The following is a 22,512-nucleotide window of genomic DNA, read 5'->3' as shown; positions in this document are numbered from 1 at the left end:
AGAGGTAAGGCCTCTTCTCTTTTAAATTCTTAAAAGGAAGGTTCAATAACAAAATCTATAGTTGGAAAATATAATTAAATGTGATATAAGCAACTAGCTAGTGTAGTGTATTTCCGTAGCGGTCGCTTTACAGCAAATTTGTATCTATTATGTTACCCATGGATTTTGGTGAAGAGATAAAAAGAAAAAAATATATCTAATCAATAAGAAGCTTGACGTTTTGTTAAACAAATGATTATGCTTAAGAAGAGAACGAATAACTTTGCATGAAATCAAGGGAGGCTGCTTATTATGGTGACATCAAAAGAAATCATGGAACTAACCTCTGCCTATGGTGCAAATAACTATCATCCGTTACCGGTGGTTGTTGCAGAAGCAGAAGGAGTCTGGGTGAAGGATCCTGAAGGAAATAAATACATGGATATGCTAAGCGCATACTCTGCTGTCAATCAGGGACATCGGCACCCAAAGATTATTCAAGCACTGAAAGATCAGGCAGATAAAGTCACACTTACTTCAAGAGCTTTTCATAATGAACTATTAGGGCCTTGGACAGAGCGCCTTGCGAAATTAACAAATAAAGATAAAGTTCTGCCGATGAATACTGGAGCAGAAGCAGTAGAAACAGCGATAAAAGCAGCACGCAGATGGGCATATGAAAAAAAGGATGTTGATGATAATCAAGCGGAGATTATTGCTGCAAAAGGAAATTTCCATGGCAGAACAATGAATGCGATTTCATTGTCCAATGACCCGGATGCAACTACAAACTATGGCCCTTTTGTACCTGGGATATATAAGATAAATTATGGAGATATTCAAGCGTTAAAAGAAACCATCACACCAAATACGGCAGCAATTATTATCGAGCCGATTCAAGGAGAATCAGGTATTCTTATCCCGCCGGAAGGCTATCTGCAGGAAGTTCGAAAAATATGTGATGAAGAAAATATATTATTTATTGCTGATGAAGTACAGACTGGTTTTGCCCGCACAGGAAAAATGTTTGCCTGTGAATGGGAAAATGTAGAGCCGGATATTTATGTGATGGGGAAAGCATTAGGCGGAGGAGTGCTTCCTATCTCTGCCATTGCCGCTAATAAAGCGATTATGGATGTATTTACGCCCGGTTCACATGGCTCAACATTTGGAGGTAATCCATTAGCCTGTGCTGTTTCGATGGCGGCATTGGATGTGATTGAAGAAGAGGAACTGATTGATAAATCACTTGAACTGGGCGAATACTTTGCAATTGAATTATCGGCTATCAGCCATCCTGATTTGAAGGAGGTTCGGGCTAGAGGATTATTTATCGGTGTAGAATTTACTAAGCCCGTCCGGCCGATTTGTGAAGCGTTGAAGGAAAACGGCATTCTGTGTAAAGAAACCCATGAAACCACCATTCGTTTTGCCCCGCCGTTAGTGATTACGAAAGAAGAGCTTGACTGGGCACTGGATAAAATAAAGAAAGTGCTGCAGGCGAATTAAATATATTTTTTTGCGTCCCAATGAATTTTCATTGGGGCTTTTTTATGGTGTGCCAGCCTTTTCTGAGGCAGTACGTTATTAATTCCCAAACAGTGCCAGTATGGAAATAAATCATTAGGCAAAAGATAAGCTGTGAGGAGGTGAGAAACAGTGAAAACACTACATGCAATTGCAGTTACGTTATTGATTATTGGTGCTATTAACTGGGGACTGATTGGATTTTTTCAATTTGATCTAGTATCCGCAATTTTTGGCGGACAGACGGCTGTTCTTTCTCGAATTATTTATGGACTCGTTGGAATTAGTGCTATTTATTATCTTACCACTTTATTCTCTGGAGTTGGTGAGCCTGTTCAGGATTCAGATCATTTGCAGACAGGCTTCCAAACAGAGTTCAGTGAGGAACATGGCATTGAAGAAGAAATTGACGATAAATAATGAAACAAAAATAACCTTTTGAATAAATAAAATACGGCTGCCTTTTCATCCATTACTGTTTTTTCGCTTTAAAACAGCTTAAAGCGGTAATTGGATGGGGCAGCCGACATTTCCAGGGAGATGGGGAAGAACCTCCGGAAATGATGTTTTATTTTATTCGGAAGGTTTTTGTTCCTCTAAATCCTTGATTGTTTCTGCAAATTGCTTTCGTTCTTGCGCGGTGGGCAGGCGGCAGCTTTGTTTTTTCTCAAACCATTTATGCCTGTTGCGTGCCACAAAATCATAGAGAGTATCCCGGATAAAATATGGAAGAACTTTACCAGCTGTCAGCATTCTCCAAGGAAACGCTAAATACTTTACTACTCGTAAAGCAGCATCTGATTTGATAAAAATTTTCTCTCCATCGATCAGCAGTACGCTGTCGAGGTCATTCGGCACCCGATATTTTTTTCTTATAAATTCTCCTGCCTCACTCTGCAGGGAAATAAAAAGAAATTGGTTTTCGTTATCTTTATTTAGAATAAACTGCACGAAGCTGTCGCAAATATGACATTCCCCATCAAATAAGATAAGTTTCACTTGCATCACCTCACACAATCCTTCTTTACAAATGTCATACAACTTCACTGTAACACAGATACATTATTTTTATAAAGAATGAACGATAAGCCCTTTCTGTATAAACTCCATAGAGACTGTGATATGATAGCATTTGTATATTTATGTGTACTGAAGGAGTAGAAAATTTTGGAAGGGTTTCAGCAACAATTTATTATTTCTGTATTTATTATTTTACTTGGTTATTTCTTTAAAAGGACAAAAATTTTAAAGGAATCGGATGGACAGACTATAGCCAGAATCGTTTTTAATATTACTTTGCCTGCGTTAGTGCTTGTTACTTTTAATCAAATGGAGGTAACGCTGCCGCTTGTATCCCTTATTTTCATTGCGATTTTATTTGGACTTGTCGCTGCTGCGGCCGGTTTTTTTGCTTTTCGCTCTGCAGATACTGATTTAAAAGGAATGGCAATCATGATGATGCCGGGTGTCAATGTCGGCTTGTTTGCCTTTCCTCTTGTAGAAGCTATCTGGGGCAGAGAAGGTATCCAATATTTTGGTATGTTTGACGTAGGTAATGCTGTGATTGTATTCGGATTATGTTTCTTTATTGCCAGTTATTTTGCAAACGGATCATCGAAATTTTATTTGCGGGAAACGGTCAGTCCATTACTCCGATCTATTCCATTTTTAACCTATATGTTTGTCGTTGCTTTAAACATATTTGATTTTCATTTGCCGCCGTTCTTATTGGATACCGCAGAGATTATCTCTGCGGCGAATATGCCATTGTCCTTGCTGTTACTTGGACTTTATTTAAATTTTTCCTTTGAGAAATCATGGTTTCCTCTGATAGGGAAGTATTTAGCTGTGAAGTATGGAGCTGGACTGGTTCTCGGTTTCAGCCTTTTTTGGTTGTTTTCAGATTATCCGATGCTGGCCAACACGGTTCTAATTGGTTTTATTTTGCCAACTTCCACAACAGCTGTGGTGTATGCAATAAGATACAGATATAACGCAAAAATAGCCGGAACCATAGTGAATATAACTATCATTTTAAGCTTTCTGCTGATTTGGGTGCTGGCAAGCTTTGTGGCATATCATTAGTTCCTTATAATGCTTTTACATCCAATGTTTGAACAAAATTAACAAACGCCCGGACAATATTCATTTGTAAGGTATCTTCCTGATAGTACATCCAGGTTTGTCTCTTTAAAGGCTCACCGGATGCTCCCGTAATTGGTTTAATAAACAGCTCGGGGTGCGGGCGGACGACCAGATTAGCGACAATCGCATAACCGAGACCATGAACAACCATCTCTTTGCAAGTCTCTACTTGATTGACATGGATGGTAATATTCGGCTGTTCGATATAATTTTGATGCCACCAGTCATCTAATAGCATACGCATATGCTCGTCTGTGTAATAGTCTACTCTTGGGAGCTTGGGAAGGGTATCCCATGCAAAATCCCAAGGAGAGGCAACACAGATTTCCTCCTCGTATAATAGCGCCTTCTTTTCCTTCCAAGCATAATTTCCTTTAATAAAGCTGATATGTACATCATGATTTAATAACAGCCGGTGCATGTCGCTGCTCCATCCAGTGACAACCTGGCATTCTACCTCCGGATATTTTTCTTTAAACAGCTGCAGCAGCTTCGGCATTTTATTTGCCGCAAAGAAATTAGAAACACCAACCCGTAATGTTCCCTTTACTTCCTCCTGCATATTGCTGAGTTTTTCCTCCATTTTACGCTGTTCCAGCAGCATTCTTTTTGCGTGCTGTGCCAGCTCTTCCCCCTCTGGAGTAAACATGATGCCGCGCCGCTTCCTTAGAATAAGCGGGACACCATAATGATTTTCCAGCTTTTGAATTCTTGTAGTTAAGGTTGGTTGAGATAAAAATAATTGATGTGCTGCCAGTGTGATATTTTCTGTTTCGTAAAGGGCGGCAAGCATTTTCCAGTCTTGTAAATTCAAGGCTTCTCCTCCTATTATTAAGATATAGAAAAAATCTATCGTTATTAATTTGAATTATATATTTTTCTAATATTCTATTCAAGGTTATACTGGATATAGGAAAACGTTTTATTGGGGATTTTTATTCAACACATGCTTCTCTATGCTTTGCTGCCTGCATAAGTGAACCAATGGCTTGGCAACTATAAGCTCTGTATATCTCAAAAGAATAAATGATGACGCTTTCAAATTGAAGGAGGAGAAATAATGCGTACAAGTGAAGGGTTTGTTCCTGGTTTAGATGGTGTGATTGCGGCGCGAACAGAAATTTCTTTTTTAGATGTTGATCGGGAAAAAATAGTTATTCGCGGAGAGGATTTAATTGCATTAGCGAAAGATAAAACGTATTTTGATGTCGTCCATTTATTACTGGAAGGATATATTCCAAGCCAGGAGGAAAAGAGCAGTCTGGAAGATAATATTAAAGGGTATTATAGCCTGCCTGAAGATACCTTGCCTGTATTTAATCTGCTGCCAAAGGGCATGCATCCAATGGATGGGATGCGTACGGTTATCTCATTATTAGCCGGATACGATACGGACCTTGAAAACCGTTCGAACAAGGAAAATAAACAGCGGGCCTATGAATTGTTAGGTCAATTGCCTTTTATTACGGTAAACAGCTATTTTGCTACAGAGGGCAAAGCGATTGCCAGCCCGGATGAAAGCCTCGGCTATAGCGCCAATTTCCTCTATATGATTACAGGAAAAAAACCGTCCAATCTGGAGGTGGAAATTTTTGATCAGCTCTTATTACTCTACAGTGAGCATGAGATGCCTAATTCAACCTTTGCCTCCCGTGTGATTGCTTCTACAAACGCTGATATGTACGGCGCGCTGACTGGAGCTATATCTTCCCTAAAAGGACATTTACATGGCGGAGCAAATGAAGCAGTCATGTATATGCTGCAGGAAGTCGATTCTGTAGACGGGTTTGAAGCGCTCATTCGCCATAAGCTTCAAAATAAGGAAAAAATCATGGGGTTTGGACATCGGGTATACATGAAGAAAATGGATCCCCGGGCAACGATTACAAAAGAAGCGCTGCGGAAACTATGTGAAAGAGATAATGATGATACGCTTTTAAAGATGTGTGAAGCTGGAGAAGAAATTATGAGGGAAGAGAAGGGGTTATATCCTAACTTAGATTATTATGCAGCTCCGGTTTATTGGAAGCTTGGTATTCCAATACCGCTTTATACACCAATTTTCTTCAGTGCCAGAACAGCAGGGCTTGCGGCCCATATTATCGAACAGCATGATAATAATCGGATTTTCAGACCAAGAGTAGAATACACAGGAAAAAGCTATTAAGAGGAGGACATTCAAATGGAATCAGTAAAAACAAATCAGACCGATCAACTTTTAGAAGAAATTGCGGACTATGTATTAAATAAAGAAATTACAAGTGAAGAGGCTTATAAAACAGCTCATCATGTACTGATTGATACGATTGGCTGCGGTATTCTTGCTTTAAATTACCCGGAATGCACGAAGCTGTTAGGACCTATTGTTCCAGGCACTGTAGTTCCGAATGGCGTGAGAGTACCGGGAACACCACATGTTCTTGATCCTGTGCAGGGAGCATTTAATATCGGGACAATGATACGCTGGCTGGATTATAATGATACTTGGCTTGCAGCGGAATGGGGGCACCCTTCCGATAACTTGGGAGGCATTTTAGCTGTGGCTGATTATGTGAGTCAGCTGCGCCAGCAAAAAGGAGAAGCTCGTTTAACTGTAGAAGAGGTCTTGGAGATGTCGATTAAAGCACATGAAATACAAGGCATCCTTGCTTTAGAAAACAGCTTGAACCGTGTTGGCCTGGACCATGTCTTATACGTTAAAATTGCAACAACCGCAGTAGTGACTAAAATGCTGGGCGGCGGAAAAGAAGAAATTGTCAATGCATTATCCAATGCCTGGATTGATAATTCCAGCTTGCGGACGTATCGTCATTTTCCGAATACAGGCTCTAGAAAATCATGGGCAGCAGGAGATGCGACAAGCCGTGCCGTTCGCCTGGCATTGATGGCCATTAAAGGAGAAATGGGCTATCAAACTGCTTTGAGTGCAGAAGGATGGGGTTTTCAAGACGTGCTCTTCAAAGGGAAGGATATTGTATTAAGCAGACCGCTTGAAAGCTATGTCATGGAAAATGTATTGTTCAAGGTATCTTTTCCGGCAGAATTTCATGCACAAACCGCAGCAGAGGCAGCTGTTCAATTACATCCTGAAGTAGTTGACCGTATTGATGAAATTAAAGAAATTACGATAGCTACACATGAATCTGCTATCCGTATCATTGATAAAAAAGGACCGCTGCATAACCCGGCGGACAGAGACCATTGCCTGCAGTACATTACAGCGGTTGGATTATTAAAAGGAAATATTGTAGCGGAGGATTATGAGGATGATGCGGCAAAAGATCCGCGGATTGACGAACTTCGTGATAAAATGACGGTAACCGAAAATAAGCGTTATACGGAAGAATATTTAGATTCGGAGAAGCGTTCTATTGCAAATGCGGTACAGGTACATTTTACAGATGGCACTTCCACCGAGATGGTGGATTGTGAATATCCTTTAGGTCACCGGTTCCGCCGGGAGGAAGCATTTCCGCAAATAATCAAAAAATACGAAGCGAATGTAGCAACTCAATTTACGGAAAAACAAACCGCGCACATCAAGAAACAAAGTGTTAATTATGATACGATAAAACAGATGCCGATTACAGATTTTATCGAATTATTTTTAGATTAGAAGGGTGAGGAAAAAATGGCTTGGATTGTAGATAGCCCAATACCACAGCATGAATTAGCTGAGAAATTTCGAAAGATGGCAGACGAGAAGGGGATATTGCAAATACCCGGAGCACATGATGCGATGGCTGGCTTAGTAGCAAAACAGGCTGGATTTCAGTCACTGTATTTATCAGGAGCTGCCTATACAGCAAGTAAGGGATTGCCGGATCTAGGAATCGTTACTTCTACAGAGGTAGCTGAGAGAGCAAAGGAAATCGTAAGCGCGACAAATTTACCGCTGCTGGTAGATATTGATACCGGTTTTGGCGGCGTCTTGAATGTTGTCCGGACAGCAAGAGAAATGGTGGAAGCCAATGTAGCTGCCGTTCAGCTGGAGGACCAGCAGCTTCCCAAAAAATGCGGACATTTAAATGGGAAGAATGTGGTTGCCAAGGAAGAAATGATGCAAAAGATAGCTGCTATTAAAAAGGTAGCACCGACACTTCTCGTGGTAGCAAGAACGGATGCCAGAGCGGTAGAGGGATTAGACAGCGCTATTGACCGTGCCAAAGGTTATGTTGATGCAGGAGCGGATGCTATTTTTCCAGAAGCATTGCAGAATAATGAAGAATTTCAGGCTGTTGCTAAAGCGATAGATGTACCATTATTAGCAAATATGACAGAGTTTGGGAAAACACCTTATTTAACTGCAAAGGAGTTCGAGGACTTAGGGTATGGCATGGTCATTTATCCGGTAACCTCTTTACGTGTTGCTGCCAAAGCGTATGAGCGTATTTTCGGACTTATCCGGGATGAAGGTACGCAAAAAAATGGCTTAGAGGATATGCAAACGAGAAAAGAGCTGTATGAAACGATTCAATACGATGAATTTGAAGAGCTGGACCAGGGCATTGCAAAGACGGTGATTGAGGATTATTTCAAATAGTAAAAGAGGCATTTGCATCATCAGTTATCTGATTGCGCAAATGCCTCTTTTTTATTGCTTACCGCATTTTATCGCAGTGTAACTGGCTGGGACTGGGACTGCGATTACTCGTCCCGCCGAAAACCATTGCGATTACTCGCCCCATCGAAGAGCTTTTGTAAGACTCCCACTTCAAGAAATAAAGGAAAATGGTTATTTCTAAGTGGGAGATCCAACAGCCAGTAACGGCCCGATTCGTTCAACTAACAACTCTTTACGATGGTGTGAGTAATCTTAGGCCCCAATTAGTGGGGGATGAAAAGAACCCCCCACTTGATTGAAGTTTCACTTTATCCCAAAGCAACATCCAGCACCATCATAAGCGCAAATCCAATCATCAGGCTGATTGTCGCTAAATCTCTATTGCCGTTCTCCTGAGAACTTGGAATAACCTCTTCTGCTACAACAAAGATCATCGCACCGGCAGCAAAGCTGAGAGCGTAAGGAAGTAACGGCTCGATATGAGCAACTGCCAACGCACCGATAACCGCTGCAATAGGCTCGACGAAACCGGAAAATTGGCCATACATAAAACTTTTCATCCGTGACATGCCCTGCCCGCGCAATGGCATGGCAACGGCAACACCTTCCGGGAAGTTTTGAATTCCAATCCCGATGGCTAGTGTAATTGCTCCGGCCAAGGCAGCTTCCGTACTGTGATTTGCCAATGCGCCAAAAGCAATCCCGACTGCCAGACCTTCTGGAATATTATGAATCGTGATAGCGAGCACAAGCAAGGTGCTGCGTTTTCTTTTATCAGCTGCAAGCCCCTCAGCCTGTTTCTTTTCTGCGTTAGGATGAAGGTGGGGGAGGATTTTATCAATAATCCATAAAAACCCGCCTCCCAATAAGAAACCGATTAACGCAGGGAACCAGGGACCAACAGCATTATCTGTCGATGCTTCAATAGATGGTCCGAGCAATGACCAGTAGCTGGCTGCTATCATAACCCCTCCGGCAAAGCCTAACATACTATCTAACAGCTTTTGATGTACTGTTTTCGTTGCAAAAACAATCGCCGCCCCTAGTGCAGTCATTCCCCACGTGAAAATGGTTGCTGCCAATGCTTGCATAACAGGACTAAGATTTTGAAAAAACTCTAACATTATATATCCCTTCTTTTTTTCAATCAATTATAATTTAACATATACCAACTTAATCACTTTATCATTAAAATAAGAAAAGATGAAATAATTTTCACTTTTAAAGAGAAAATACACATCTGAAAAAATGTGTATCCCCTTTGTTATTGGTTTTACTTAATTATTCCACACCTTAAATGAATTTCATAAGTATAATAAGTTTTAGAAAATGAAAGAATTATAAGGTTGGTGAGATAAAGATGTATGTCATTAGTCTGTTAGGAATGAGCAAAGTGATTCAAGCCCCTATATATAAAATTTGGGAATGGCTGGATGTTTTTAAAGGATATATACCAACAAAAACGATGGACCAAATAACGTATTTTGAAATTGAGGCAATAGATGTGTTGATATTTATAAAAGAGAAATTGGAAGAAGAGTATGATTTAATGGAAATTAGAGAACTGCTAGGTAAAAAAAGCTTTGCATAATGTCGTTCAAATAAAGAAGGGAAAGCATTTGTCGATAAGAAAAAAATAGAGGGAAGAAAATCAGAGGATTCCTCATCATTTTCTTTCCTCTATACCATTAAGTGTTATTGAAAATCCAATATCGTCTCGAAAAGCATCACGGAAATCATCGCATAAATATCAACAATGGGCTCACCTGTTAAAAGGGGAGTATTGAACATATCGGTAGTGAAATCTGCATTTTCCCCCCAAACATCATCTTCCTCCCACAGATCATCATCTTCCCATCCATCTTCATCTGAGGCGGAGCTATCTTCTGTTGCATAGTATTCTGCTGCGTATTCAACGTCCAAAAGAGAGGTATAATTATTGATGCTGTCCTCATAGGTATTGAAAAGTTCTTCTAATTCTTCAATTGAGCTAAAACCGTAAGCTGCAGCAATCGATTCTAAATGCTCGTCAGTAATTTCTTCTTCCTCTAAGGAAGCAAATGAATCCTCTGATTCGCCTGAATCTTCATTTAAAAGGAAATCTATGAAAACATCAGTGGTTTCCATAAACATAAATATTTCACTATCTAAAACTTCTTCATCCTCTAAAAGCAGCCCTTCTTCACGAAACAGCGTATCTAACTCTTCATAGGTTAAATCATACGTATCAAGAAGTTCCTCCAATCCTTCTTCATTCAAAGGTGTACCAAGCTCGGAAACTTCTGCAAAATCAGCTAAGCTCCAATCGTACTCCGCCAGGTAATCTTCATAATCCTCCACTTCCCAGCCAATGGATTCAATAAATTCTTCCACCTCAGAATCATCTGCTTCCAATGCAAAAGCATGGGAAGGTAAAAGGCCAATCATAAGTATCAGTGCAAAACAAATAGATAATAATTTCTTTCTCATCTTCATACCTCCTATGTATATCGTATGACTTTTGAAACATCATCTTTAAGTATAAAGTGTTTTTAGATGAAATTCCATGAATATAGGATTGTCTTCAGGAAAATAAATCAAAAGTCACGGGTCAAGGGAGAAATCGCTTGTTCAATAAATTGACACAAACTTATTGACAAATTATTGAACGAAAGGCATAATATAATTAAAGGAGATGAGATAGATGAAAATCAATAAAAAATTATTAAAAGGCTTGTCTCTAGTTTGTGGGACATTAATTACAATTGGTGCGATTATGTTTATATACGGTTATATTGTAAGCGCTACACCTATTGTGACAGCAATAGGCATCGGCTTGGCAGAAGGGGCGACATTTATCTTTATTATGGGATTGTTCCTTGTTGCTGTAGAAGAGAATTTTCATGGGAAGAAGCATAAACAACAATCATAGGTAATGAAAAGAGAAAAAAGCTCAAGCAGTTTATGAACTGCTTGAGCTTTTTAGATGCTTTAAATCATATATCCCCATATCATTGCAAGCAATGAACCAAGGATGGTTAAGATAGCAACTGCTACACCATAAATTGTGTGGAGGTAAATACCGCCTTTATCTTCACTTTCTCCGGCGTGCATAAATACAACGAGCTGCACTCCTGCTTGAATAAATGCTGTAACAATCAGAATGGTTAATCCCATTGCAAAAGACATGTCAAAGAAATAGACACTTAATGCAACAACAGTCAGGAGTAGTGAAAAGATATATCCGTTAACCTGTTTTAGTGGAAAAAGTTCTTTCATGTTACATCATTCCCTTCAAGTAAATAAAGCTGAAAATAAAGATCCACATAACGTCAAGGAAGTGCCAGTAAAGAGAGAATATAAATGATTTATTCGCTGTCCGCGCATTTAAACCGCCGCGCAGAACTTGAACAATAATCATAATTCCCCAGAACAGCCCGAAGGTTACGTGAGCTCCATGTGTTCCGAGCGTTGTTAATAGGGTAGCAGTAAAACCGCTTGTCTGCAATGTTGCTCCAATATGGTAAAAATGAATAAATTCATATATTTCTACGCTAAGGAATCCTGCACCTAACAGGAGCGTAACTACCATAAAGCCAATCATTGCCTTCACACGACCAATACGCATCGCATGAACTGCTAATCCAATTGTAAAACTACTTGTCAGTAAAAGGAATGTCTCAATCAAAACCGGCGGTAATTCAAAAATCTCTGCGCCAGCCGGACCGCTGCCAACGCCACGGTCTACATAAACAAAATATGATGTAAACAGCGTGGCAAACAGCATAATTTCCGCACTTAGGAAAATCCAGAATCCCAAAATATTCATTTTATTGGTTTCGGTGCTATATTCAAGAGGCAGATTTTGAGAATCAAGTTTCATTATTTAGCACCTCCGAATTTGTTTTCTGTTTCTTCAATTTCTTCTTTATGAATATGATGTCCGTCGTCTTTTTCAAATGAACGGTAAATCAGACAGCCGATAATTCCAAGGAAGGCGATAATGACTCCAACCCATACATGGAAGACAAAGAAAAAGCCAAATACAAAGAAGAAACCTGCAAGAATAATCGACCAGCCGCTGTTATTCGGCATATGAATGTCTTTAATTTCCCCTTTAAATAAGTCATGTCCATTCTTTTTATAATCCCAGAACGCTTCTTCAGAATCCACATTTGGTGTGATAGCGAAGTTGTATTCTGGAACCGGATTATGCGTAGCCCATTCAAGAGAACGTGCATTCCAAGGATCGTCACCGACATTTCTTGGTGCATAACGGAAGCTGTAATAAACGTTATAAACAATTATTACAAACCCGACTGCTAACAGCAGCGCTCCAAAGAAGGATACCATGCTTAAAGGTCCGAAGCCGGATGCTTCTGAATAAGTGTACATTCTGCGTGCCTGTCCGTTTAACCCGGTAATATACATCGGGAAGAAGGATAAACAGAAGCCAATAACAATATTCCAGAATGCCCATTTGCCAATACGCTCATTCAGCATGAAACCGAACATTTTTGGCCAGTAATAAATGAGACCGGCAATCATCGCAAATACCACACCAGGGATGATTACATTATGGAAGTGAGCTACTAGGAACATCGTGTTGTGATATTGATAGTCTGCACTTGCCATTGCAAGCATGACACCAGTTACCCCGCCAATCGTAAACAGCGGAATAAATGCCACGGAATACATCATTGGGGTCGTAAATCGTATTTTACCTCGCCACATCGTCAGAAGCCAGTTGAATATCTTAATTCCCGTCGGTACGGCGATTGCCATGGTTGTAATCGAGAAGATACTGTTGGCAACAGCTCCTTGTCCCATCGTAAAGAAGTGATGGACCCATACCATAAAGGATAGCAAGGAAATAATAACCATGGACGCAACCATTGATTTATAGCCATATAAATTACGCTGTGAGAATGTAGCGATAATTTGCGAGTAAATCCCGAATGCAGGAAGCACCAGAATATATACCTCAGGGTGTCCCCAGACCCAGAACAGGTTCGCCCACATCATATCCATACCGCCGTCTCCAGTTGTAAAGAAGTTGGTAAAGAATTGACGGTCTAACGTTCCCATTAATAAAGCAATTGTCAGTACAGGGAATGCAAACACAATAATAAGGTTTGTGATTAATGCAGACCAGGTAAACATCGGCATTTTCATCAATTTCATGCCAGGCGCACGCATTTTCATGATCGTGGCGATAAAGTTAATCCCTGTCATCAATGTTCCGATACCGGAAATTTGCAGTGCCCAGTTATAGTAGTTTACCCCAACATGTTCACTGAATTCTGTTCCTGCCAGCGGATAATAGTTTGTCCATCCGGCATCCGGTGAACCTCCGACAACAAAGGAAACGTTAAACAGCATTGCTCCGGCAAAATATAACCAGAAGCTGAGCGCGTTCAAGCGCGGAAAGGCAACGTCTCTTGCCCCGATTTGCAGCGGGACAACGAAGTTCATCATACCGATAATAAATGCCATTGCCATGAAGAAAATCATAACAACACCGTGTGTCGTGAAAACCTCGTTATAGTGCTGTGCGTCTAAGAAGCTGTTATCTGGAACAGCTGTCTGCAGACGCATCATAACAGCATCTGCTCCACCTCTGAAAAGCATAAGCAATGCTGAAATGATATACATAATACCAATTCGTTTGTGATCAACCGTTGTTAACCAATTATTCCAAAGATATCCCCATTTTTTGAAATAGGTAACACCAAAAACAATCGCAATACTTACAAGTCCAATCGCAACGATGGATGCATAAAGCATTGGATCATCATGGGGCGGAATAGAAAATCTATCTAAAAAATCCATTATGTCGAAACTCCTTTCTAGAGCTCAGAAATTTTCAAGCACCTCAAACATGAGTGCTGTTGTAAAGCTGATTAATGATGATGATGTCCGCCATCTTCATCTGAATCAGATGGTCCATGATTATGCGGACTGTTCTCTCCCTCAGGTGCAGGTTTGAATTCCTGATGTGTACCAGTGAAAGTCATTTGTCCTAAATGTCCAGGCTCTAATAATTCTTCAAATTCTTCCTCGGTCAGCGGGTCCGCAGTATTATGAATATCTTCTACCCAGGAATCGAATTCACTTGGAGGCATTGCTGTAACAGCAAATTCATTTTCTGCAAAACCTTCTCCATTAAAGTTAGAGTTTCTTCCCATATATTCTCCAGGCTCATCTGCAACAACGTTCAGATAGTTTGTCATATCTGCCATCGCATATTTCTGTCCTGCCAATTGAGGAATCCAGAAACTTGAAATCGTTCCATGAGAATATAAACGGAATTCAACGTTTTGATTTGTTGGAATGAAAACATAATTCACTGTTTCAATGTCCTGTTCCGGATAACTGAAATGCCATTTCCAGTTAGAAGAGGATGCATAAATAACGAGCGGCTCGTCTTCAGCATAGCCTTCTGGAGGGCTCTCCACTTGATGTGTCGAAATGGTAGAAACCACGGATAAAAAGGCAACAATTAAAATTGGAACAGCGACAATAATTCCTTCTACATATTTATTACCCTCAATATGAGGCGGCTCGTAGTCAGGATCTTGTTTTGACGCTCTATATTTAAATAAAATAACTGCCAGCATTACTAAGACAACAATTACAATGAATGACATTGTAAAAATCGATATCCAAATCACAGTTGCAGTTGTATCTGCTTGAGGACCTTTTGGATCAAGTACAAGTAATGGTTCACAGCCTGCCAGAAAAGCAGCAATGCCTGTTAATAAGGCTAAGTAGGTCCACTTTAACTTCATGTTGATACCCCTTCCTTTGATGTTTAATAAGATGGATTACTATGATTAAAAGGTTGTTCACAAAATGAACACACAATTAACTTAGTATTGGTTTATAGCAGAGATAATATTAATACTGATATAAGGAAATTACAAGAGATTGAAAAACACTTCACAAAATGTTCATGAAAACTTCTACATCTTTTTGAATTTTGTCGGTAAATGTCGAAAAAGACTTGACAATATTAACAAATGGTAGTAATAGGGCTTTTAACATTAAATTGAAAATTTTGTACAATATAAAGTGAAACTTCCTTTAGTGAGGGCTTTTCAACGCAGAATGGTTCTTTGATGGGGAGAGTAATCGCACCTCCAGTTTCAGTCAGTTATACTGCGATAAACTAATTTATGCAGGTATATATCTGAAAATAAATTTAAGAAGAGCTTCTGAATAAGGTTATTAGTTATATTTTGTTATTATAATAGGAAAATGTAAATCAAATAAGCGTAAAGTGGAATATGCTATAATGAAATGAAGGGGGAGTCAGCATGGATCCATTAGATATATTGATAGATTTAGAACAATTACTTCCTTATTATAAACCGATTGTCCGGGCAGATAAGCAGCTGGTAAGCGGTTATGAAGTAATTGCTTACTACTTAGATGAAAATAATAAAGAGCAGCGTTTAGATTGGCTCTTCGATGATACCTCCATTCCAGATGAATTCCGGCTGGAGGTAAACAAATATATCCATCAAAAAGCAATTGAGAAAAAATTACAAGAACATTTTACAGGACACCTCAGTTTATACTATGATGCAGAATTATTGGTACGTGATAATGGAGAAGTATTTATTGATTTACTGCATGATCATCAGGAAAAAGGATTACATCTGAATGAAATCATCCTCGAAATCAAGGATACATGTCTGCCAAATAATACAGATCAACTGGGCCATATCATTAAATACTTAAAAACACTGGGAGTAAAGATCAGTATTGAATTAGCAGACGCAAATGGCAGTCTGAATCAATTAGCCGTTCTGCATCCTTCTTTTATTAAAGTAGATACATCGTTTTTAAAGGATGATCTGCTCCCGCATCTGTATAAGGATGTTTATTTTGGCGTGTCGATGTTATCCAGAAAAATAGGTGCTTCTTTGTTATTTAAAGGCATCCGCTCTTATAAACAATTGAATTTTGCATGGCAAAGCGGCGGTGAATATTATCAGGGCAGCTATCTGACTTATCCGCAGCAGGATTTTATTGAGGAAGATGCATGTAAAAATAAACTAACGGAGTATTTTAGAGAATTTGTAACCTATGAACAAAAGAAAGCGAAGGCACAATTTGAATTATTAGACTCCGTTTATGCAATAATTGACCGTCTTCTTTCCCAGACGAAACAAACAAACGACGACAGCTGGCTGCTGAAGCTTGCTGAGGGCTGTGAAGATTTTGTATTTCGTATCTATGTTTGCAACAGCGTCGGTCTGCAAATCTCGGCAAACGTGGAAAAAGATATGCAGGGGAGCTGGACCTTGATTGAGGAAGGGATGCATAAGAACTGGAGCTGGCGTCCATATTTTTTCGAGAATATAATGCGGATGAATATTGAGAAAAAAGGAATTTTATCGGATCTATACACAGATATCGAGCGTTCCGAGTTGATACGAACGTACGCTTATCCGCTGTCTCAGGAACGATATATATTTTTTGATATTCCATACAGTTATTTGATAGAAAAAGAAGGCTTACTATAAGAGAATAATAATGAAAGGGGAAGGAGTACCTTTCAAAGCTTGATTTGTCCGGTTTTTCGTCTTCGATGGATTCCGGGATAGAAGGAGGTTTTTTAAATGAAATTGATTCATACAGCAGATTGGCATCTGGGCAAGCTGGTTCAAGGCGTTTATATGACTGAAGACCAGGCCTGCATCCTGGATCAGTTTGTTGAAGCGGTGGAAAAAGAAAACCCGGACGCTGTTATTATTGCAGGAGATTTATATGATCGTGCGGTACCTCCTGTAGAAGCAGTTGATTTATTAGATAAAACATTAGACCGGATTGTTAATCAATTAGGGATTCCCGTCTTAGCGATTGCCGGTAACCATGACAGTCCGGGCAGACTTCATTTTGGCAGCCGCTTAATGAAGGAAAAAGGTTATCATATCATTGGCCAGCTTTCGGAAAGCATACAGCCTGTTGTACTTTCAGATGAATTTGGGGAAGTGCATTTTCATCTTATTCCGTATGCAGATCCAAGTGTGGTCAAAGCCTTATTTCAAGAAGGAGATATTCGCAATCATCAGGATGCCAATGCTTTTCTTGTTAAGCAGATAAAGGAAAACATGGACGAAGCAGCACGCCATGTTTATGTTGGACATGCTTTTGTCACTCCTTTTGGCGAGACGGAAGAAAATACGAGTGATTCAGAACGCCCGCTGTCTATTGGCGGAGCAGAGCATGTCGATGCACATTTATTTACAGATTTTCATTACACAGCGTTAGGGCACCTCCATCAGGCGCATCATGTGCTGGATGAAAAAATTCGCTACTCCGGATCCATCCTAAAGTATTCCTTATCGGAAGAACATCATCAAAAAGGGTATTTAGTAGTTGAACTGGGTGAAGAAGGAAACGTCCAGGTTGAGAAAAAAAAGCTTATCCCCAAACGTGAAATACGTTCTATCAAAATGAAAATGGAGGATATTTATAGGGAGCCTCGAAGCGAAGATTATGTATTTGTCCAGTTGCTTGACGAGCTTCCTGTTTTATCGCCGATGGAAAAGGTACGTTCTATTTTTCCGAATGCCATGCATGTGGAGAGAGTAAGAACTACGTCAGGAGTCACGCAACAAAAAGAAAATCAGGCCCCTAAGACGAGCTTAAGTGAAATGGAATTATTTGATGCCTTTTATCAGGAAGTAACGGATAAGGAAGCTACCGAAGAAATGAACGAGATAATGAAGGAGTTATTTCAAGAAATTCAGGATGCAGATAACGAACGGTAAGCATCTAAATAAGAAGCAGGTGAAAAGAGAATGCAGCCTTTACAATTAACATTACATGCTTTTGGACCGTATAAGGAAAAAGAAGTAATCGATTTTTCTAAACTGCAAGGAAACACATTATTTGTCATTTCCGGAAAAACCGGGGCAGGAAAGACGACGTTATTTGATGGGATAGCCTTTGCATTATATGGGAAAGCAAGCGGATCTGACCGGGAAGACCAGCGTATGCTTCGCAGTGATTTTGCAGATGAAAACGTACATACTTCTGCGGAGCTTATTTTTCAAATACAAGATAAAACGTATCGTATTTTCCGGCAGCTGGGTCATGTAAAAAAAGGAAATAAGAGTAAAACAGGAGATAAATGCGAATTTTACGAAGTGCGGCCAGATGGAGAATCGCCGTGCGTAGACAGACAGATGGTAAGCGAAATTGACCAAAAAATAGAAGATATTATTGGTTTGACTCCAGATCAATTTAAGCAGATTGTAATGCTTCCACAAGGGGAGTTTCGAAAACTGTTAACTTCTGATACAGATAATAAAGAAGAAATCCTGAGACGTTTGTTCCGAACCGCGCATTATAAATATATGAATGAACTGCTCCGGGAGAAGAAAGCAAAATTAGAAAAAGAAAATCAGCGTATTCTCAACCGTATGGAGCAGCTGCGGACGCAAGTATTCTCCTTAGACCTTCCAGATGACGCCGAAATCCGTGAGTTGGCAGATAGAGAGCATGTCAATACGAATCAAATTATAGAAGCTTTAGAAACAGAGTTAAAGAAAAATGAAGCAGCGTATACAGAAGAAGATGCTCGTTATAAAGAAGCAACTAAGCAGCAGGAGCTCACGCAAAACCATTTGTTTCAAGTCAAACAGATTAATGAGCGTTTTTTGGAATTAGAAACCTATCAAAAGAATCTTGCCATATGGAAAGAACAAGCGCAGGAAATGGAAGCTTTAAAAGAAGGTTTGTCTGCAGCCGAACAGGCGAAGCTGATTATTCCTTATGAACAGCAGCGGAATGAAGCAGGAAAAGAGTTTCTGGAAGGAAATCAACGTCTGCAGCAGCTGGAAGCACAGCAGAATACAATGGAAAAGCAAAAGCAGCAGGCAGAAGCTGATTTTAAAAAAGAACAGGAAAATGCAGGGGAGCGCGAGAAGCTTTCGATTGAAGTAAACCGTTTGGAAGGGTTTCTTCCTGTTGTCAAGGAATTAGAAATGAAAAAACAGGAAATTCAAAAGCTGGCTGGACAATTAAAGCAAGGGAATGAACAGCTGGAAAAATTAAAAGCGCTACGTGAAACACGAAGTAAACAAATAGATCGTTTAGAGCAGGAAGAACAGGCACTAGATAAAGAGGCTGAGAAGCTGGACACTGTAAAAGAAGAGTTAAGAATACTGCGTGAACAAGCAATGCTGATGAAAAAATATAAAGAAAAAACGGCACAGGTGCAAAATAGTGAGACAGAGGTCAAGCGTACAGAAGCTGTCTATCTGCAGGAAAAAGAAGCATACAACCGGCTCGAACAGACTTGGTTTGCTAACCAGGCGCATGTATTGGCAGTGCACCTGCATGCTGGAGAAGCCTGTCCAGTTTGCGGCAGCTCAGAGCATCCGTCACCAGCAGTAACGAAGGAAGAGGAAGTCAGTAAAGAAGAGCTGGAACAAGCGAAAAAGCTGATGGAAAAGAAAGAAGCAGACTGGCGGGAACAAACAGCAAACCTGAAGGCGTATCAATCAGAAAGAAAAGGGTTAGAAAAGGAGCTCACGCAGCATGAATTAGCATTTTCTGATCCGGAACAGAGCTATCTGGACATCGTTGAGAGAGGGAAAAGGAAAAAAGCGGAAGAGGATCGCCTCAAGCAGTCTAAAACCCGTTTATCGGAATGTAAAAAAGAATTAGCGAAAGAGCGTCAGGAACAAAAGCAAAGGGAAATGGAATGGAATGAAAAGACCAATCAGGTCAGCCGGCTTCAATCGGATTATCACGGTAAAGAGGCTGTCTATCAGCAGCAATTGATGCAAATACCGGAAAACTTACGCGTTCTTTCCCAATTAGAAGCTGAAATAACCCATTTAAAAACAAAAAAACAGCAGCTTGAACAACGCTGGGCAGAGGTGCAGGAGAATTATCAGAAAGTCCATGAAGCATTTACAAAGTGGACAGCTGATGTGCACCACCTTAGAGAAAATCAAGCAAAAATGAAGCAGAAAATAGAAAGTCTGGAGAAGACCTTTCAAGATAAATTAGAGCAGGCAGATTTTACTGAACAGGGGTATCAAGAAGCAAAATGGGAGGAAGCAACGTATCAATCCGTTAAACAGAGACTCTCTGAATATGAAAAACAGGGCTATCAATTAGAAAAGCAAATTTCCGAGCTTCAGCAGAAGCTGGAAGGTCAGTCGAAGCAGGATGTGTCCGAAATCGAAGCGGTGTTAGAAAAATGGAAGCAGAAAACAACAGCCAGTCTTGAAAAACTGCAGTGGCTGCAGCAGGAGAAAAAGGATATGACATTCTACGTGGATCAGCTGCAGGAGTTCCATCATCAATCAGCGGATATAGAACAGAAAAGAATGCTCGTTACAGATTTATATGATACGCTGCGGGGACAAAACCCTAAAAAGGTATCTTTTGAACGATATCTGCAAATGGAATATTTAGATCAAATTATCGAAGCTGCTAATTTACGCTTAAATGACCTATCGAATGGTCAATTTTATCTGACAAGAAGTGATCGCCAGGAAGCACGTGGGAAACAGAGCGGCTTAGGATTAGACGTCTATGATCAGTACACAGGGCAGACCAGGGATGTAAAAACATTATCTGGGGGAGAAAAATTCCATGCCTCTTTATGTCTTGCTCTGGGAATGAGCGATGTTATCCAAAGCTTCCAGGGGAATATTGTGATCCAAACGATGTTTATCGATGAAGGATTTGGGTCGCTGGATGAAGAGTCCCTGCGGAAAGCAATTGACGCGCTGATTCAGCTGCAGCAATCTGGAAGAATGATTGGCATCATTTCGCATGTTCAGGAGCTGAAGGATGTCTTTCCGGCAGCAATTGAGGTTCATAAAACAAAAGAGGGCTGCAGTAAAACGGAAATCGTTGTGAAATAAGAAGCTGGCATGTTATCCAGCTGTGTGATTTCTAAAATGGATTAGCTAAAAATAACTATATTATTTGCTATTTAAACAACCCCTGTATTATCATTTAATTATTATATTTTTCGACAATAATTTTTATAGAATCTCTAAAAATATTTTAGTAAAGGGCTTTTTAAAGAGCCTGAATGAACAGCAGGGAGAAAGGTAGGAATCATCGTGAAGATTGGAATTGATAAGCTGGGGTTTTATGCACCACATCTGTATGTAGATATGAATGATTTAGCAGAAGCGCGGGGAATCGACCCGGGAAAATTTACAATTGGTCTGGGGCAAGACGAAATGGCTGTCCCGCCAATCACACAGGATCCTGTTTCTTTGGCAGCTAATGCGGCAGAACAAATCTTGGACAGGGAAGATAAAGATGCAATTGATTTAGTCATTTTTGGAACAGAATCTGGCGTGGACCACTCCAAGTCAGCGGCTGTGTATGTACATCAATTATTAGGCTTGAATCCCAAAGCTCGTTCTGTAGAAATGAAGCAGGCTTGCTATGGCGCAACAGCAGGAATACAAATGGCAAAGGGACATATTGCATTGCATCCGGATAAGAAAGTACTTATTTTGGCATCTGATATTGCCCGCTACGGTTTGAATACACCTGGCGAATCAACACAAGGCGCCGGTGCAGTTGCTATTTTGGTGAGTGCTGAGCCAAGGCTGATGGAGCTGGAAAGTGAAAGCACGTATTACACAGAGGATATTATGGACTTCTGGAGACCGGTATATTCTTCTACGGCTTTTGTAGATGGAAAATACTCCAACGAACAGTATATTGCTTTCTTCCAAAAAGTATGGAAAGATTATCAAGAGCAAACAGGAAGAAGCCTGGAGGATTTTGCAGCTATCGCTTTTCATTTACCATATACCAAAATGGGCTGGAAAGCACTGCGTACAGTAATTGAAGACGCGCCTGAAGCAGTACAGGAACGGTTGAAAAACAATTATCAAATCAGTACAAAATACAATCGTAATGTAGGAAATATCTATACAGGCTCTCTTTATCTCAGTCTGATTTCATTATTAGAAAATCAGGATGACTTAAAAGAAGGAGATACCATCGGCTTGTACAGCTATGGATCCGGAGCGGTTGGCGAATTCTTGTCCGGCAAGCTTCAGAACGGCTTTAAAAAGCACTTGCAGACAGCGTCGCATCAAGCAATGTTTGACAACAGAGAATGCATTTCCGTGGCAGCATATGAAAAAGTATTTGAAGAAGCACTTCCAACAGACGGAAGTGAAAAACAGTTGAATGTGGGTGAAGATCCGGCAAAAATCTGTTTAGCCGGTGTGAAAGATCATATCCGCAGCTATGCAGTTAAATAATACGAAAAAACTCCTGGACAAAATAAAACCTGTCCAGGAGTTTTT

At 40.1% G+C, this 22,512-nt stretch carries 20 protein-coding genes; 12 read left to right on the top strand and 8 right to left on the bottom strand.

Annotated features, from left to right (window positions below):
- Positions 1-291 precede the first annotated feature (291 nt).
- Together MKX55_RS16445 and MKX55_RS16440 are read left to right on the top strand one after the other, a co-directional pair.
- Positions 292-1,488: an ornithine--oxo-acid transaminase gene (locus tag MKX55_RS16445; RefSeq protein ID WP_339233535.1), complete on the top strand. Its 1,197-nt coding sequence runs from the start codon at positions 292-294 to the stop codon at positions 1,486-1,488.
- Positions 1,489-1,638: 150 nt separating this feature from the next.
- Positions 1,639-1,926 carry a DUF378 domain-containing protein gene (locus tag MKX55_RS16440; protein WP_042535564.1) on the top strand — a complete coding sequence of 96 codons (288 nt, stop codon included), beginning with the start codon at positions 1,639-1,641 and terminating at the stop codon, positions 1,924-1,926.
- Positions 1,927-2,079: 153 nt separating this feature from the next.
- On the opposite strand, the gene MKX55_RS16435 is transcribed toward MKX55_RS16440, so the two are convergent.
- On the bottom strand, positions 2,080-2,511 hold the full coding sequence (locus MKX55_RS16435) for a DCC1-like thiol-disulfide oxidoreductase family protein (protein ID WP_339238551.1): 432 nt from the start codon (positions 2,509-2,511) through the stop codon (positions 2,080-2,082).
- 162 nt (positions 2,512-2,673) lie between these two features.
- Here MKX55_RS16435 and MKX55_RS16430 point away from each other — a divergent pair, with 162 nt between their 5' ends.
- Entirely contained in the window at positions 2,674-3,591 is a 918-nt protein-coding gene (locus MKX55_RS16430; RefSeq protein WP_339233534.1) for an AEC family transporter, read from the top strand.
- 4 nt (positions 3,592-3,595) lie between these two features.
- On the opposite strand, the gene MKX55_RS16425 is transcribed toward MKX55_RS16430, so the two are convergent.
- The gene (locus MKX55_RS16425) at positions 3,596-4,465 is read right to left on the bottom strand and encodes a LysR family transcriptional regulator (RefSeq protein ID WP_339233533.1); all 870 of its coding nucleotides are present in this window, start codon (positions 4,463-4,465) and stop codon (positions 3,596-3,598) included.
- Between the two features lie 246 nt (positions 4,466-4,711).
- Between MKX55_RS16425 and mmgD the strand changes: the two genes are divergently transcribed.
- Genes mmgD through prpB form a run of 3 tightly spaced genes read left to right on the top strand, consistent with a single transcriptional unit; the run spans position 4,712 to position 8,194 of the window.
- Positions 4,712-5,818 carry a citrate synthase gene (mmgD, locus tag MKX55_RS16420; protein WP_193064358.1) on the top strand — a complete coding sequence of 369 codons (1,107 nt, stop codon included), beginning with the start codon at positions 4,712-4,714 and terminating at the stop codon, positions 5,816-5,818.
- A gap of 15 nt (positions 5,819-5,833) precedes the next feature.
- Positions 5,834-7,267 carry a bifunctional 2-methylcitrate dehydratase/aconitate hydratase gene (locus MKX55_RS16415; protein ID WP_339233532.1) on the top strand — a complete coding sequence of 478 codons (1,434 nt, stop codon included), beginning with the start codon at positions 5,834-5,836 and terminating at the stop codon, positions 7,265-7,267.
- A gap of 15 nt (positions 7,268-7,282) precedes the next feature.
- Positions 7,283-8,194: a methylisocitrate lyase gene (gene prpB, locus MKX55_RS16410; protein ID WP_339233531.1), complete on the top strand. Its 912-nt coding sequence runs from the start codon at positions 7,283-7,285 to the stop codon at positions 8,192-8,194.
- A gap of 329 nt (positions 8,195-8,523) precedes the next feature.
- On the opposite strand, the gene MKX55_RS16405 is transcribed toward prpB, so the two are convergent.
- Positions 8,524-9,339 (bottom strand): ZIP family metal transporter, encoded by an 816-nt coding sequence (locus MKX55_RS16405; RefSeq protein WP_339233530.1) that lies wholly within the window; start codon positions 9,337-9,339, stop codon positions 8,524-8,526.
- A 236-nt stretch (positions 9,340-9,575) separates the two neighbouring features.
- On the opposite strand from MKX55_RS16405, the gene MKX55_RS16400 reads away from it, so the two are divergent.
- Positions 9,576-9,806 (top strand): hypothetical protein, encoded by a 231-nt coding sequence (locus tag MKX55_RS16400; protein ID WP_339178761.1) that lies wholly within the window; start codon positions 9,576-9,578, stop codon positions 9,804-9,806.
- Positions 9,807-9,910: 104 nt separating this feature from the next.
- On the opposite strand, the gene MKX55_RS16395 is transcribed toward MKX55_RS16400, so the two are convergent.
- Entirely contained in the window at positions 9,911-10,684 is a 774-nt protein-coding gene (locus tag MKX55_RS16395; RefSeq protein WP_339233529.1) for a processed acidic surface protein, read from the bottom strand.
- A gap of 214 nt (positions 10,685-10,898) precedes the next feature.
- On the opposite strand from MKX55_RS16395, the gene MKX55_RS16390 reads away from it, so the two are divergent.
- The gene (locus MKX55_RS16390) at positions 10,899-11,126 is read left to right on the top strand and encodes a hypothetical protein (RefSeq protein WP_339178755.1); all 228 of its coding nucleotides are present in this window, start codon (positions 10,899-10,901) and stop codon (positions 11,124-11,126) included.
- Positions 11,127-11,185: 59 nt separating this feature from the next.
- Here MKX55_RS16390 and qoxD read toward each other — a convergent pair whose 3' ends face one another.
- The 4 genes from qoxD to qoxA all read right to left on the bottom strand — a co-directional run bounded on the left by qoxD (position 11,186) and on the right by qoxA (position 14,985).
- Positions 11,186-11,473: a cytochrome aa3 quinol oxidase subunit IV gene (gene qoxD, locus MKX55_RS16385; RefSeq protein ID WP_042535546.1), complete on the bottom strand. Its 288-nt coding sequence runs from the start codon at positions 11,471-11,473 to the stop codon at positions 11,186-11,188.
- A 1-nt stretch (position 11,474) separates the two neighbouring features.
- Positions 11,475-12,077, bottom strand: coding sequence for a cytochrome aa3 quinol oxidase subunit III (gene qoxC, locus MKX55_RS16380; protein WP_042535544.1), 603 nt, complete (start codon positions 12,075-12,077; stop codon positions 11,475-11,477).
- Positions 12,077-14,026, bottom strand: coding sequence for a cytochrome aa3 quinol oxidase subunit I (qoxB, locus tag MKX55_RS16375; protein ID WP_042535541.1), 1,950 nt, complete (start codon positions 14,024-14,026; stop codon positions 12,077-12,079). Before qoxB ends, qoxC begins: the two co-directional genes overlap by 1 nt.
- 71 nt (positions 14,027-14,097) lie before the next feature.
- Positions 14,098-14,985 (bottom strand): cytochrome aa3 quinol oxidase subunit II, encoded by an 888-nt coding sequence (qoxA, locus tag MKX55_RS16370; protein ID WP_042535539.1) that lies wholly within the window; start codon positions 14,983-14,985, stop codon positions 14,098-14,100.
- 528 nt (positions 14,986-15,513) lie between these two features.
- Between qoxA and MKX55_RS16365 the strand changes: the two genes are divergently transcribed.
- The 4 genes from MKX55_RS16365 (at position 15,514) to MKX55_RS16350 (ending at position 22,467) form a co-directional block, all read left to right on the top strand.
- Positions 15,514-16,728 (top strand): EAL-associated domain-containing protein, encoded by a 1,215-nt coding sequence (locus MKX55_RS16365; RefSeq protein WP_339233528.1) that lies wholly within the window; start codon positions 15,514-15,516, stop codon positions 16,726-16,728.
- A gap of 96 nt (positions 16,729-16,824) precedes the next feature.
- A complete protein-coding gene (locus tag MKX55_RS16360) occupies positions 16,825-17,979 on the top strand; it encodes an exonuclease SbcCD subunit D (protein ID WP_339233526.1) in 1,155 nt (384 codons plus the stop codon).
- A gap of 30 nt (positions 17,980-18,009) precedes the next feature.
- On the top strand, positions 18,010-21,096 hold the full coding sequence (locus tag MKX55_RS16355) for an SMC family ATPase (RefSeq protein ID WP_339233525.1): 3,087 nt from the start codon (positions 18,010-18,012) through the stop codon (positions 21,094-21,096).
- A 204-nt stretch (positions 21,097-21,300) separates the two neighbouring features.
- Entirely contained in the window at positions 21,301-22,467 is a 1,167-nt protein-coding gene (locus MKX55_RS16350; protein WP_339233524.1) for a hydroxymethylglutaryl-CoA synthase, read from the top strand.
- Positions 22,468-22,512: the final 45 nt, after the last annotated feature.

Origin of the sequence: Oceanobacillus sp. FSL W7-1281 (genome assembly GCF_037969835.1) — a bacterium.
In the GTDB taxonomy this organism is placed as follows: Bacteria; Bacillota; Bacilli; order Bacillales; family Amphibacillaceae; genus Oceanobacillus; species Oceanobacillus oncorhynchi.
Note: the sequence above shows the minus strand (reverse complement) of the source record. Positions and strands in the feature narration are given on the sequence as shown.